Here is a 14109-nt window from a genome sequence, read left to right as displayed (position 1 = left end):
GGCTGGGGCCGTGGTCGAGGCTGTGGCTGTGGTCGAGGCCGGCGCCGTGACGGATTCGGGGGAAGGCTTCGACGGTTCGTCATCCATGTCACCGGCCGAGGCCGGCGCTTGGGGGGACTCGGCCGCGGCGCGCTCGCCGGATCGCGTTCGCTTCGGCCGGCTTTCCGGGCTCGTGGCGCTCTCGTCCATGGCCTGTGCACCTTCCGACGCTGTGTCAGACCATGGCGCTGACGATCCGTGACCCGGAGCACCGGCACCGGCCGATTCGGTACCACTTCGCGACCCAGACTGCGCCGATGATCCCCGGCCCGCCTCGTTCCTCAGCGACCCAGACTGCGCCGATGATCCCGGGCCCGCCTCGTTCCTCAGCGACCCAGACTGCGCCGATGATCCCGGGCCCGCCTCGTTCCTCAGCGACCCAGGATGAGACTCATCGCCTCCGCGCGTGTCGCGGAGGAACGCAGCATCCCCCGCACCGCCGACGTAACCGTCTTCGCGCCGGGCTTCCGTATCCCTCGCATCGACATGCACAGGTGCTCGCACTCCACTACCACGATGACCCCGCGGGGCTGCAAGATCCGCACCAGGGCATCGGCGACCTGGGTGGTCAGCCGTTCCTGGACCTGCGGGCGCTTGGCGTAGACGTCCACCAACCTGGCGAGTTTCGACAGACCGGTGATACGCCCGTCCACCGAAGGAATGTATCCGACGTGGGCCACTCCGTGGAACGGAACAAGGTGATGCTCACAGCAACTGTAGAGCTCGATGTCCTTAACCAGGACCATCTCGTCGTGACCGAGGTCGAAGGTGGTGGCCAGCACATCCTCAGGAGCCTGCCGCAATCCCGCGAACATCTCCCGGTAGGCCCGCGCCACCCGTGCCGGCGTATCCCGCAGGCCGTCGCGGTCCGGGTCCTCCCCGATCGCGAGCAGCAGCTCGCGGATCGCGGCACGAGCCCGAGGCTCGTCGAACGGCCCGACCGCGCGCCCGGCGTCCGGAGGGTCAAGCTCCGGTTCGCCGGGCAGCGACACCGCGTCCACCCCGGAACGTCCGGGCGCGGACGCAGTCATCGAGACTTCGTGATCGCTCATACCCGCAGATTAACCGCCCGTGAGTCCGCTCTGCCCGGGCAGGTCGGTGAACGAGCCGCCGCCGTTGACGTTGAAGCTGCCGTTGGCCAGCTCCAGTTCCTTCGGCGTCTTCACCGGCGGCCGGTCCGAAGGTACCCGCCGGGTCGAGCCGGTCCAGGCCGGGCGCGCCGGGCGCATCCGCACATCCCTGAAGATGTCCGCGATCTGCGCCTTGTCCAGGGTCTCCTTCTCCAGCAGTTCCAGCACCAGGCGGTCGAGGATGTCGCGGTTCTCCACCAGGACCTCCCATGCCTCGTCGTGGGCGGTCTCGATGAACTTCTTGACCTCCTCGTCGACGATCGCGGCGACCTCCTCGGAGTAGTCGCGCTGGTGGCCCATGTCGCGGCCGAGGAAGACCTCGCCGCTGTCCTGGCCGAGCTTGATCGTGCCGAGGCGCTCGGTCATGCCGTACTGGGTGACCATCGCTCGGGCCAGCTTGGTGGCCTTCTCGATGTCGTTGCCCGCGCCGGTGGTCGGGTCGTGGAACACCAATTCCTCGGCAGCCCGGCCGCCGAGTGCGTAGGCGAGCTGGTCGAGAAGTTCGTTGCGCGTCGTCGAGTACTTGTCCTCGTCCGGCAGCACCATGGTGTATCCGAGGGCGCGGCCGCGCGGCAGGATGGTGACCTTGTGCACCGGGTCGGTGTTCGGCAGCGCGTGCGCGACCAGGGCGTGCCCGCCCTCGTGGTACGCGGTGATCTTCTTCTCGTGGTCGCTCATCAGCCGAGTGCGCTTCTGCGGCCCGGCGACGACTCGGTCGATCGCCTCGTCCAGCGCGCCGTTGTCGATCAGCTTCTTGTCGGTGCGGGCGGTCAGCAGCGCGGCCTCATTGAGCACGTTGGCCAGGTCGGCGCCCGTGAAACCGGGGGTACGCCTGGCCACGGCCATCAGGTCCACATCCGGCGTGAGCGGCTTGCCCTTGGCGTGCACCTGCAGGATCTGCTGGCGGCCGTTGAGGTCCGGGGCGTCCACGGCGATCTGCCTGTCGAAGCGGCCGGGCCGCAACAGCGCCGGGTCCAGGATGTCCGGACGGTTGGTGGCTGCGATGAGGATGACGCCGCCCTTGACGTCGAAGCCGTCCATCTCGACCAGCAACTGGTTGAGGGTCTGCTCACGCTCGTCGTGGCCGCCGCCGAGTCCCGCGCCGCGGTGACGGCCCACCGCGTCGATCTCGTCCACGAACACGATCGCCGGAGCATTCGCCTTGGCCTGCTCGAACAGGTCACGCACCCGGGATGCGCCGACGCCGACGAACATCTCGACGAAGTCCGAGCCGGAGATCGAGAAGAACGGCACCCCGGCTTCCCCGGCGACCGCCCGCGCGAGCAGGGTCTTGCCGGTGCCGGGCTGACCGTAGAGCAGCACGCCCTTGGGGATCTTCGCCCCGATCGCCTGGAACTTGGCCGGCGATTCCAGGAAGTCCTTGATCTCCTGGAGTTCTTCGATCGCCTCGTCCACCCCGGCGACGTCCGCGAAGGTGGTCTTCGGCGTGTCCTTGGTGATCATCTTCGCCCGGGACTTGCCGAAGTTCATCACCCGGGAGCCGCCACCCTGCATCTGATTCATCAGGAACAGGAAGACGATCACGAGCAGCGCGAACGGCAACAGCGTGACCAGCACCGAGATGATCCACGGCTGCTTGGACTGCACGACGTTGTAGCCGTCGGCCAGATGCCCGGCGCCCACCTGCTCGTCGAGGAGCTTGGTGATGTCCTCGCCCTGCCGGTCGTTGAGGTAGGTGGCGATCTGCTTGGTGCCGTCGTTCAGGGTCACCTGCACCGACTGGCTCGACCCTGTGGTCACCTGGGCCGATTTGACCTGGTTGTGGGTGATCTCGTAGATGATCTTCGAGGTGTCCACCGAGGTGGCTCCGCCCCCCGAGGACACGATGTTCATCACGGCCAGCACTGCGAGCACGGCCAGCACGACCCAGATCGCTGGGCCACGGAAAATACGCTTCACGTCCATCGTCCGGGGCTTCCAGCCCCGTCCCTTCTCGCCGGCTCGTCCCTGGTGAGTACTGCTGAACTGATGCTTGCTGGTGCTGCACTGACCTCTACTGAGCGGTACTACTACCCAGCAGCGGCCGGTTGCCCCTCTCCGTTCGCTCAACCGTCCCCAAAAGGGTCAGACCGAAGCCAACGGCGTCCGACGCTGAGGCGACCAACACTGTGCCAACGATCCTACGCGGTGCGTGCGTTCCCGAGTTGCTCCGCAGCAGGCCAAGGAAGCCTGCAACCGCGCTACGACGCCACGAGACCGGATCGAACCGTGTGGATCACGGGCCCGCCGCGAGTGCTCGTAACCAGGAGACGTGCGCGGGGCGAGCGTGCCGATACAGCGCCCAACGGTCCACCGGCACGCCCGCCCACCAACAACCGATCACGAATACACATGCGGGGCGAGCGTGCCGATGAACGGCAGATTCCGAAACCGTTCGGCGAAGTCCAGGCCGTAGCCCACGACGAACTCGTTGGGGATGTCGAAGCCGACGTACTTCACGTCGATCTCGACCTTGGCGGCATCCGGCTTGCGTAGCAGGGTGCACACCTCCAGCGAGGCCGGGTTGCGTGACCGCAGGTTCGACAGCAGCCAGGACAACGTCAGGCCGGAGTCGATGATGTCCTCGACCACCAGGACATGCTGGCCTGCGATGTCGGCATCGAGATCCTTGAGGATGCGCACGACACCCGAAGACTTGGTGCCCGCGCCGTACGAGGAGATGGCCATCCAGTCCATCGTTGCCGGCCGGTGCAACGCTCGGGAAAGATCCGCCATCACCATCACGGCGCCTTTGAGCACCCCGACCAGCAGCAACTCCCTGCCGTTGTAGTCCGCGTCGATCTCAGCGGCGAGCCGGGCGATCCCCTCCGCCAACTCGCTTTGGCCAAGAAGCACCCGCTCCAGGTCGGGGCCCATGTCCTTCTCGTCCACCGCGGCAGTCTCCTCGTGTTGTCGGCGCAACCGGGTCGGCGGCGGGCGCCCAACAGCAGGTCGCCGCTGGAAACGTCGGTCACACCGGCGTTGCCGCGCACGGGTGCTGCCCGCTACGCGTCGTCACCGCGTCGAGACCGTCCAGGGTCCGCTCGCCGAAAGCCAGTCTGCCATCAGCCCTGTGCACGACGACCGGCCCGGGCAGGTGCAGCGGGCCCTGCCCGCGCCAGTTGGTCACAAGAGCGTCGACGGCCTCGATGTGTACAGCGGCCAACGTGCCGGCAGGTGCGCCCGAGCCAAGCGCAGCCAGCCGTATTACGCGGCGCCGAACGGCCGTCGGGAGCCCTGCGAGCCGGGCCGTGTCCAGACCGCCCTGCGCGTGACGACAATCCTCCAGCGCGCTCGCGGCCCACTGATCCAGGGCTTCAGTGTCTTCACGCAGCATGCGCGCGGTACGCGCTAATGCCTCCGGCATGCCCGGGCCCAACGCCTCATGGATGGCAGGCAGAAGCCAATGGCGGATGCGGGAACGCGTGTAGGCGGGATCGGCGTTGTGCGGATCACGCCACGGAACGACGCCCTCGGCCATACATGCCTCTTCGGTCACCGAGCGGGCCTTCTCCAGAAGAGGCCGGCGATACCTGTCTCCCGGGCCGAAACGTGCCGGCATGCCTGCCAGCGACCGGGCACCGGAACCGCGGGCAAGCCCGAGAAGCACGGTCTCGGCCTGATCGTCCCTGGTATGCCCGAGCAGAACCGACTTGGCGTCGAGCCGCTCGGCACAGTGGTCGAGCGCTTGATATCGGGCAGTACGGGCCGCGGCCTCCGGGCCGCCTTCCCGGCCGACCACCACCGCCACCGACTCGACCGGCGCCAGCCCGCGCTGGCGCAACAGCCTGACAACCTCGTCGGCTCGCCGCCCAGAGCCGTCCTGCAGCCCGTGATCCACCGTCACCGCTCCGCAGCGCAGGCCCATCCGGGGGGCGACGAATGCCGCCGCGCAGGCCAACGCGAGGGAATCCGCGCCGCCGGAGCAGGCGACCAACACCAGGTCGCCCGGCTGATGGTCTTTCAACGTCTGACGTACCGCCAGACGTATCGCGGCTACCGCGGGCACCGGTCCCATAGCTGACCACTCCTCAAAGTCGGCCGTGACGGACCGCCGCCGTCGCGGCCCGTCAGCCGCGGCGCAGCGGAACCCGTCGGATCCACGCGGCCGGATCGCCGATCTCCGCCTGGGTCGGGAGGGTGTTCGGCGAGGTCCACACGCGGTTGAAGCCGTCGATACCGGCTTCGTCCACGACGCTGCGCACGAAGCGCTCGCCGTCGCGGTACTGCCTCATCTTCGCGTCGAGTCCGAGCAGCTTGCGCAGCAGCGCCTCCGGCCGCAGCCGAGCTTTCGACCTGCGGCGGCCGAACTCCCGGCTGATCTCCGCGACCGACGGTACGACCAGCGGGCCGACCCCGTCCATCACGTAGGTGGCGTGTCCCTCAAGCAGCGTCATAACGGCGGTCAGCCGTTCGATGACAGCCCGCTGTGCAGGGGTCCGCACCATATCCAACAACGACAGTTCGGTAGCGGGGGTGACGGGATCGGCGCCCTCTCCCACTCGTTCGGCCGGTACGTCGGCGTGTCGTGTGGACGGAGCGACGCCTGTACCCATCACCGTTCGAATGACCGCCTTAACGCGCTCGACGAACACGGCAGGCTCGACTTCGAGTTCGGCGATCAAGGTCCCGATCTCACCGAGGATGTGCTCACGCAGCCAGGGCACGGCACCGAACTGCACGCGGTGGGTCTCCTCGTGCAGGCAGACCCAAAGCCGAAAGTCGGTGGGGTCGACGCCGAGTTCGCGCTCGATCTGCACGATGTTCGGCGCGACGAGCAGCAACCGGCCGGTACCGTCACCCGGGCCGAACGGGTCGTACTGGCCGAGCACCCGGTGCGAGAGGTACGCGAGCAATGAGCCGAGTTCGACGCCTGTGAGCTTCGCCCCCGCTACGCCGGCCGCTGAACGCAGCCCGCTGGGGACGATCCCCTCGCGCCACTGCCGGACCTTTTCGGCAAGCGGCGCGGACAGTTCCTGCACCGCCTCCAGGTTCGCGTTCACCCAGCCGCCGCGGTCGACCACCAGCACCGGCGAGCCGTCGTCCGGCACGTCGAGCTTTGCGAAGTTGCGCACGTGCCCTTGAGCGGCCTGTGCGCTGCGCCGCAATTCGGCCACCGCGGCTTCGGCTTGGCGCGGACCGACCGCGGGGCCCGGGCGCACCAGACGTCGCGCGGTCGCCTCGGCCACCGACCAGTCGATCAGTTCTTCACTCGCCACACCTTCAACGTATCCCGCACCGATACTTCTAAAAGCGCGCACCGATGGCCATTCCGCGCCCTCGAGCCAGATCGTCCTTGATTATGCCCATACAGCTTGCTGCGGCCGGTACGCCCGAAGATCCGGCACGCGGCCGGTGTTGCGTTGATCACTCACGACTCGGCTCCGTCTCGCGCACCCATCCGCGTACGGGACACTAGTTGCGTACGCCTGGTCATCCGAGGCATACCCCCGATAGCCGTCCGTCTTGACCGCGGGCACGCCCGGTCACTCCATCGGTAGAGCCAGCCGCCGCCGATCGAGTGGCCCCGACCCGACGGGCACCCCCATATGGAGGAACGATGGAGTTCGACGTCCTGATCGAGATTCCGAAGGGCCAGCGCAACAAGTACGAGGTAGATCACAAGACCGGCCGGATAAGGCTGGACCGGATGCTGTTCACCTCGACGCGTTACCCCGCGGACTATGGCTATATCGAGGACACGCTCGGTGAAGACGGTGACCCGCTCGACGCGCTGGTGCTGCTCGAGGAGCCGACCTTCCCGGGCTGCCTCATCCTGTGCCGGGCGATCGGGATGTTCCGGATGACGGACGAGAAGGGTGGCGACGACAAGGTGCTCTGCGTGCCGGCGAACGACCCGCGCGTGGAGCACATCCGCGACATCCACCACGTACCCGAGTTCGACCGTCTGGAGATCCAGCACTTCTTCGAGGTGTACAAGGACCTGGAACCCGGGAAGTCGGTCGAGGGCGCTACCTGGGTCGGACGCACCGAGGCGGAGGAGGAGATCCGCCGCTCACGGCTGCGCTTCGCCGAGAGCCCCGACGCGCAGCGCCACTGAGCCGGGCGGCGCCACCGGCCGCGCGGGCTCTGCATCAGTCCGGTCGGGCGAAGAACTGGATCGGACCCCACATCCACATGGACGAGATCTCCACGTTCTCACCGGAACGCGGCGCTTGGATCATCCGCTGGCCGCCGATGTACATGGCCTCGTGATAGATCGTGTTGGAGTCGCTTGCGTCAGTGGCCCAGAACAGCAGGTCCCCGGGGCGCAGCTCGCCGTAGCCGATCGGGTGGCCGGCCTGGTACTGGAACGCGGCGAAGTGCGGCAGCGTCAACCCGGCCGCCTCCCACGCACGCATCGTGAGACCCGAGCAGTCGAACGTGTCGGGGCCGGTCGCGCCCCAGACATAAGGCTTGCCGAGCTGTGCGTAGGCATAGGCCAACGCTCGGCCGGCCGCGGAGCCGTCGTACGCCGGTAACGCATGCTGAGCGCGTTGCACAGCCTTGGCCTGTGCGGCACGGCGCGCCGCTTCTTCCGCCATACCCTGCTGCCGCCGCCGCTCCAACTGCACGGAGACGCGCTCGGCCGCGGCGAGCTGAGCGAGCAGCGCATCACGGCGGGCGCTGACCGCGGCGAGCTGCACCTGCTCTGTCGCGACCGCAACCCGCGCAGCCTGTGCTGCCGCAGCGACCTGGACCTGCGCCATGGCTTGGTTGTGCACTGCGGCTTGCGCGGCGACCTGCGCCGCCTGAGCATCCTCCCGGGCCTGGTCGGCAGCCTGGAGCGTCGCCTTCAAGTTGGCGTCCTGATGCGCGATCATGTGAGCGCCGGTGGCCAGTTGCTCCGGCCCGTTCGCGTTGACCACGAGGCTGACTGAGCCGAGTCCTCCCCCGTCTCGGTACGCGGCCGCCGCCAGCCGCCCCACATCCGACCGTGCGTCAGCGTAGCGCCGCTGCGCTTTACCGAGCCGGTCAGTGGCGATCTGCGCATCCAACTGCGCTCGCTGCAAGCGCAGCGTCGCGGCGTCGTACTGCTCGGCCGCGATTTGGGACTGGCGCACCAGCAGGCTCAGCTGGCGCTGAGCCGCGTCGAACCGGGCTTGAATCGGCGCGATCGCGGACTTGTCCTGCTGCACCGCCCGCTGCGCCTGATCCACCTGGTGCTGACTCGGATACACCGGATCGGCGTAGGCGCCTTCGACACTCAGCCCGAGCAGCCCGGCGCATGCGAGCGCGGAGAACAGCTGCCGCGGCATGCGCGCCCGACGACCAGCCATCAGCACCTCCCACGGCCGACGAGTCCATCCCGTCGATCGTGCCCTGGCACCAGATGGTCATTTCTTCTGACACGCACCAAGTCACTCGCATGCATACCTAAACATTGACTTGGTGTGATTAACCGTCAGCTAGTTTGCCGTGCAGGCTGCTCTGTCAGGCGCGATGCCCTGGACGGTGGAACGGTGGAACGGTGGAACGGTGGGACGACGCTCCTACCCGCATTCGCCGACGGCGTCCAACAAGGCCCTGGGACGCTGCGCAGCTGGCACGTGCGAGACGAGCCGGAACGAGCACCCGATCGCCGCGGCTCCGGCGTCGGCGATCGCGTTGTCGCCGACCATCAATGCGTCCGCGGGCGAACACCCGGCAAGCTCGCACGCGAGCCCGAAGACAGCCGGATCAGGCTTCTTCATCCCGACCTCGTACGAAAGCACGTACCCCGCGATAAGATGATCGACGTTGAAGTGCTTGAACACGGTGCGTAAGTCCCAGCCGATGTTGGACACGACGACGACGGGCACACGGCGGTCCCGCAGCAACTTGAGTACGGCAATGGTGTCCGGATATGCCTCCCATGCCTCAGGCGCGCAATGCCGCTCGTACAAGACGTCCGCGAGCCCGGGCCACGGCAACTCGGCGCGCTCGACCAGTGCCGTATACGCAGCACGATGGTCATCGGCCGTGAGGTCCCGCCGCGCCCACAAGTCGGCCAGATGCGCTGGCACGTCGAACTCGCTGTGCCCGCCCGGCTGCCCTCCGCTTTCGTGCAGCCGCGCCGCGTATGTAGCCACCTCCGCGTCCGTAGCGGCGAATCCGGCCTGTGCCAGTGCCGCGCGCAGCCAGGACTCAGCCGACTCGCAATGAAAGAGCGTCCCAGAGAAATCGAACAGCACCGCATCCACCATGCGTCCGATCATCGCATTCGGCGAGATGCGCCCCCGGCGCAGGGCGGTCAACACTTCGCGCGGCAGGCGGAGCATCGCACGGCCTCGTCGATAGCCGAGCGGAGATCCAGAACGTGACTCATGGGCAAATCAGTCGGTGAACGACGAAGGCGGGAACCCGTTGCGAGGTTCCCGCCCTGGTCAGAGCAGAGCCCCCTATCGGAATTGAACCGATGACCTACGCATTACGAGTGCGTCGCTCTGGCCGACTGAGCTAAGGGGGCGATGCTGGCACGGCTCGCTGATGTGGCGCTCACCGACCGGTGCACAAGTGTAGCCGGTCTACCGCCCTTGCTTGCACACAGTTCCTTCAGCGGGGACGTTCCCGTAGATCAGATAGGTGTCGACCGCGTTGTTGATACAGGTCGAGCCGCGCAGATAGGCCGTGTGGCCATCGCCGTCCATAGTGAGCAACGTGGCGCTTTTGAGCTGGGAGGCCAGCCCTTGTGCCCAACTGTACGGGGTCGCCGGGTCGCGGTTCGTGCCGACCACGAGGATCGGCGCCGCTCCGACGGCCCGCAGCGGGTGCGGCGTGGCATCGGGTGCGGCAGGCCAGTAGGCGCACGGGAGGGAGGACCAGGCGACCATGCTGCCGAAGAAGGGCGCGGCCTTCTCGTACGCCGGAAGGTCCCGCTCGATGCCGGTGACGCCGGTCGCCTCGCCGGGATGGTCCACGCAGTTGACCGCGAAGTTGGCCTCGGTCTCGTTGACCTGGTAGTGGCCGTTCACGCGGTTGTTGTAAGCGTCCGCCATGGTCAGCAGCGTGGCGCCGTCGCCGGAGTAAGCAGAGGTGAGAGCCACACGCAGGTCCGGCCACCAGGACTGGTCGTACATGGCGACCGCGATGCCTGTCATCGCCAGCGATTCGGTCAGCATCCTGGTCCCGTCGCCACGGATCGGGTGCGCGCCGAGGCCGTCCACCCAGGTCTTGAGCCGGCTCAAGCCGGCGGTGTCAGGATCGCGGCCGAGAGGGCAACCCGCGTGCATCGCGCAGTCGACGGCGAACTGGCGTAGCGCCGCGTCGAAGGCCGTCGCCTGGGCGAGGTTGAGCTGATCGGCCGTCAGCGAAGGATCGATCGCACCGTCGAGCACGAGCCTTCCGACGTTTCGCGGGAACTCGTCGGCGTAAGTCGCGCCGAGGTAGGTACCGTAAGACTTGCCGAGGTAGTAGAGCTTCTTGTCGCCCAGCGCGCCGCGCAGCACATCCATGTCACGGGCGGCGTTGACGGTGCCCACGTAGGGCAACAGGGCCGCGGAATTCTTCTCACACTGCGCAGCGAAGGTCTTGGCCTGACTGGCTTCCTGGGCGACTTCGCCGGCGCTGCTCGGATCCGGCGGCAGGTTGAGGAAGGCGTCCATCTGGCTGTCGTTAAGGCAGTGCACGCCCGTGGACTGACCCACGCCGCGCGGGTCGAAGCCGATCAGGTCGTAGCGGGCCGCGACGGCGGCGCTCACCACTCGCGGCGAGCGGGCGTACGCGATACCAGAACCGCCGGGTCCGCCCGGGTTGACCAGCAGCGAGCCGATCCGGTGCGTCTCGTCGGCGGCCGGCTTGCGCACGATCGCGATCCGGATGGTGGTGCCGTTCGGCCTGCTGTAATCCAGCGGGACGTTGATCGAGCCGCATTGGAATCCGCCGCCGCAGTTCGACCAACTGATGGTCTGCTTGTAGTAGTTGATCAGTTCGCTGGGTGCGCCGGAGGGGTTCGGGGTCGAATCGCGAATGCTCGCGACCGGCAGCGAGCGGCTACCGGCGTCGGTGCATGAGGCGAGCGTGACAGCGAAGACGGCGGCGAGAGCCGCCTGCCCCGCACGTCTGTTGAAGCCCAGCCGCTGCGCCATCTGCGCCTCTTTCAGTCGTCCTGACCCGCGCCGTTAAGGCTACGCCGAACCAATGCCGTCAACCGCGCAAGCGGGCCTCGTGGTCGGCGGCGGTCGTCGTGGTGAGCGCGACCGTGCTGAGTGCGACCGTGGTGAGCACGACGGTCAGCCGGTACGCAGGGTCAGCGCCATCGCCTCGACAGCGAGCAGCGGTGCGACGTTCGCGGCGATGGCCTTGCGCGCCTCCAGCACAGCCTCGATCCGGCGCAGTGTGGCCGCAGGGTCCGAGTTCTCGGCGATGGCGCGGGTCTGCCGCGCGTGATCCTCGTGTACGAGGCGCAGTTCCTGCCCACCTGAACGATCGAACTGCTGGGCGAGCACGTCCCGGTAAAACGCGGCTATGTCGATCAGCGCTCGATCAAGTGCGTCGCGCTGGGTGCGAGTGGCGCGCCGCTTCTGCTTGGTCTCCAGTTCCTTGAGAATTCCTGCCGAGCCGGCGACCCCGCGCGCGCTGCCGGATCCCTTGCCCTGGCCATAGCCGAGGGCCACCTTCAACTCTTCGGTCTCCTTGGCGTCGAGCGCGTCGCTCATCGCCTTGGCCTCGGCCGCCGCGGCGTCGACCAAGCTCTGCGCCGCCCTCAGCGCTCGCCCCACATCCCCGACCTCGGTGGGCAGCCTCAGCGCCTCGGCACGTCCGGCCGCCGCGGCGGCGTCGAGCAGAAGGGCGCGGGTGCGGCCGATATGGCCTTGAGCCGCTTTCGCGAAGGCACGGGCATGTTCACGGTCCACCCCTTCGGTCCCGCTGAGCGCGTCCGCGATCGCATCCGGCGACGGAGTGCGCAGGGCGAGATGCCGACAGCGGGAAAGGATGGTCGGGATCATGTCCGCAGTGGATGGCGCGCACAGGATCCACACGGTGCGCGGCGCGGGTTCCTCGATCGCCTTGAGCAGCACGTTCGCCGCGCCCTCGGTCATCCGGTCGGCATCTTCGACCACGATGACCTGCCAGCGGCGGCGGGATGGCGACATGGCCGCGCCGAGCACCAGTCCCCGAGTCTGGTCGACCCCGATGGTCAGCTGATCGGTCGAGACGACGGTCACATCGGGATGCGTTCCGGCCAAGGCGGTGTGACAGTCCTGGCAGTCGCCGCATCCAGGGACACCAGGATCAGCGCACTGAAGCGCCGCTGCGAACGCCCGCGCGGCGGTGGACCTACCGGATCCCGGTGGCCCGGTGAAGAGCCAGGCATGTGTCATGGCCGCCACGGCCGCGCCGGAAGCACCGGCCAACACCGCCCGAGCCGACCGCGCCGCCGCGTGCAACCGCTCGACGGCGTCAGGCTGCCCGATCAACGCGCTCCAGGCGCCACCCGGCCGCGTCACAGTTTCCTCTTGCCCAAACTCAGATGCCACCGGCTACGCGGCGCATCATCATCATCATCGTCGTCGTCGACGTCAACCCCGCCGCGGTCGGCGCTGAGACCGTCAGGCAGCGCGCTGAGAGCCTGGGTCGGCTCCAGATCGACCGGCAGCACCGCCGTCTGGTCGATACCGGCAGACGCGGATGCATCGGACTGCGCAACGTCGCTCCCGGCCTCATCGGGTTCGGACCCGGGCTGGTCCACACTCCTCCTGGCGGCTGTGGCCGCGGCCGCGGTTGCACCGGGTGGCAACTCCCGGGCGGCCCGCTCACGTGCCGCGCCCTTGGCTCGCGCCTCTATCTGACGAACGGCCAGTTCGATCTGCCGCCGATGCTCGGCGTCGGTCTCGGCCTGTTCACGCCGTCCGGCTTCACGAAGTTGTTCCTCCCTGCGCTCCTCGTCGGCGCGGCGGCGCTCCTCTTCCTTCTGCCTCTCGTATCGCGCCCGCTCCTCGGCCGCCCGCCTCGCCTGTTCCTGCCGGGCCTGCTCACGGCGGCGTTCCTCCTCCTGCCGCGCGGCCTCCTGCTCGGCCCGCCGCCGCTGTTCGGCGCGCTCGGCCTCCGCGCGCTCGGCAGCCAGCCGCGCCTCTCGCTCGCGCAACTCCGCCTTCTCCGCCTCGCGCAGCGCCTTCTCCCGCGCCCTGGCCTCCGCCTGTTCCTGCGACGAGAGGGGGAGCAGCTCCTCAAGCCGGTCCTGCACGATCGCGATGATGACACCGGGCGGCTCCGCCGCATCCACCACCAGGTATCGGTCGGGGTCAGCGGCGGCGCGAGACCGGAACGCTTCACGCACCCTGCCGTGGAACTGCTCGGGTTCCGCCTCAAGCCGATCAGGCTCGCCGCCGCGGGTCTGCGCCCGCTCCCAGGCGACCTGCGGGTCGACATCCAGCAACACGACCAGGTCCGGCCGCAGCCCCTCGGTCGCGAACTCGGAGAGCGCCGCGATCTGGTCGACCGGAAGGCCGCGCCCGCCGCTCTGGTAGGCGATCGAGGAGTCCACATGCCGATCGGTGAGCACGATCGCCCCGCGTTCCAGAGCGGGGCGAACCACCTTCTCCACGTGGTCGGCGCGGTCGGCGGCGAAAAGCAGCGCCTCGGCCCGGGCGCCGACGGGCTCACGGTCCTTCGTGTGCAGGAGGATCTCGCGAAGTTTCGCGCCGAGCACGGTGGCGCCCGGTTCACGGGTGGTCACCACGTCGAAGCCTCGTTTGCGCAGCCACCTGGCCAGCGCGTCGATCTGCGTGGTCTTGCCCGCGCCGTCGCCGCCCTCGACCGCGATGAACCAGCCGGGCAGCGCGTGCGCCGAGGGCCGCGCCGCCGAAGGGCGCCACCCGCCGGTCGCCGCGGCCGTGATCCGGCTCAGCCTGGCCCGCATCCCGACCGCCCTCCATTTATCGCTTCAGCCGGCCGCTCATCCCGCGTTGACAGCCTACTTCTCGGCACGGACAACCGGCCGGACAACGTGCCGCCCGAG

The 14109-nt window shown here is 68.3% G+C and carries 12 protein-coding genes and 1 tRNA gene; 2 read left to right on the top strand and 11 right to left on the bottom strand.

Going from position 1 to position 14109, the window contains the following annotated elements; translation table 11 throughout:
• Positions 1 to 241: hypothetical protein (locus KGA66_RS07075; RefSeq protein WP_211465849.1), on the top strand; the 241-nt coding region annotated here is incomplete at its 5' end.
• A gap of 169 nt (positions 242 to 410) precedes the next feature.
• Here KGA66_RS07075 and folE read toward each other — a convergent pair.
• The 5 genes from folE to KGA66_RS07050 all read right to left on the bottom strand — a co-directional run bounded on the left by folE (position 411) and on the right by KGA66_RS07050 (position 6388).
• Positions 411 to 1091, bottom strand: coding sequence for a GTP cyclohydrolase I FolE (folE, locus tag KGA66_RS07070; protein ID WP_246507133.1), 681 nt, complete (start codon positions 1089 to 1091; stop codon positions 411 to 413).
• A 9-nt stretch (positions 1092 to 1100) separates the two neighbouring features.
• A complete protein-coding gene (ftsH, locus tag KGA66_RS07065) occupies positions 1101 to 3095 on the bottom strand; it encodes an ATP-dependent zinc metalloprotease FtsH (RefSeq protein WP_211465847.1) in 1995 nt (664 codons plus the stop codon).
• 414 nt (positions 3096 to 3509) lie between these two features.
• Entirely contained in the window at positions 3510 to 4061 is a 552-nt protein-coding gene (hpt, locus tag KGA66_RS07060) for a hypoxanthine phosphoribosyltransferase (protein ID WP_312886796.1), read from the bottom strand.
• 79 nt (positions 4062 to 4140) lie between these two features.
• Positions 4141 to 5187, bottom strand: coding sequence for a tRNA lysidine(34) synthetase TilS (tilS, locus tag KGA66_RS07055; protein ID WP_211465845.1), 1047 nt, complete (start codon positions 5185 to 5187; stop codon positions 4141 to 4143).
• 52 nt (positions 5188 to 5239) lie between these two features.
• Positions 5240 to 6388, bottom strand: a complete 1149-nt coding sequence (locus KGA66_RS07050; protein ID WP_211465843.1) for a zinc-dependent metalloprotease — start codon at positions 6386 to 6388, stop codon at positions 5240 to 5242.
• Between the two features lie 341 nt (positions 6389 to 6729).
• Between KGA66_RS07050 and KGA66_RS07045 the strand changes: the two genes are divergently transcribed.
• Positions 6730 to 7230: an inorganic diphosphatase gene (locus KGA66_RS07045; RefSeq protein WP_211465841.1), complete on the top strand. Its 501-nt coding sequence runs from the start codon at positions 6730 to 6732 to the stop codon at positions 7228 to 7230.
• A 34-nt stretch (positions 7231 to 7264) separates the two neighbouring features.
• Here KGA66_RS07045 and KGA66_RS07040 read toward each other — a convergent pair whose 3' ends face one another.
• The 6 genes from KGA66_RS07040 to tmk all read right to left on the bottom strand — a co-directional run bounded on the left by KGA66_RS07040 (position 7265) and on the right by tmk (position 14010).
• Complete coding sequence (locus tag KGA66_RS07040; RefSeq protein ID WP_211465839.1) at positions 7265 to 8449, bottom strand: C40 family peptidase; 1185 nt, start codon at positions 8447 to 8449, stop codon at positions 7265 to 7267.
• A 213-nt stretch (positions 8450 to 8662) separates the two neighbouring features.
• Positions 8663 to 9430: an HAD family hydrolase gene (locus KGA66_RS07035; RefSeq protein ID WP_211465837.1), complete on the bottom strand. Its 768-nt coding sequence runs from the start codon at positions 9428 to 9430 to the stop codon at positions 8663 to 8665.
• 114 nt (positions 9431 to 9544) lie between these two features.
• Positions 9545 to 9618, bottom strand: a tRNA-Thr gene (locus tag KGA66_RS07030).
• Between the two features lie 58 nt (positions 9619 to 9676).
• A complete protein-coding gene (locus tag KGA66_RS07025; protein WP_211465835.1) occupies positions 9677 to 11236 on the bottom strand; it encodes an alpha/beta hydrolase in 1560 nt (519 codons plus the stop codon).
• Positions 11237 to 11380: 144 nt separating this feature from the next.
• Positions 11381 to 12598 (bottom strand): DNA polymerase III subunit delta', encoded by a 1218-nt coding sequence (locus KGA66_RS07020; RefSeq protein WP_312886795.1) that lies wholly within the window; start codon positions 12596 to 12598, stop codon positions 11381 to 11383.
• Positions 12595 to 14010 carry a dTMP kinase gene (gene tmk / locus KGA66_RS07015; RefSeq protein ID WP_211465833.1) on the bottom strand — a complete coding sequence of 472 codons (1416 nt, stop codon included), beginning with the start codon at positions 14008 to 14010 and terminating at the stop codon, positions 12595 to 12597. Before tmk ends, KGA66_RS07020 begins: the two co-directional genes overlap by 4 nt.
• Positions 14011 to 14109: the final 99 nt, after the last annotated feature.

The organism is Actinocrinis puniceicyclus (assembly GCF_018283645.1).
GTDB lineage: Bacteria > Actinomycetota > Actinomycetes > Streptomycetales > Catenulisporaceae > Actinocrinis > Actinocrinis puniceicyclus.
Note: the sequence above shows the minus strand (reverse complement) of the source record. Positions and strands in the feature narration are given on the sequence as shown.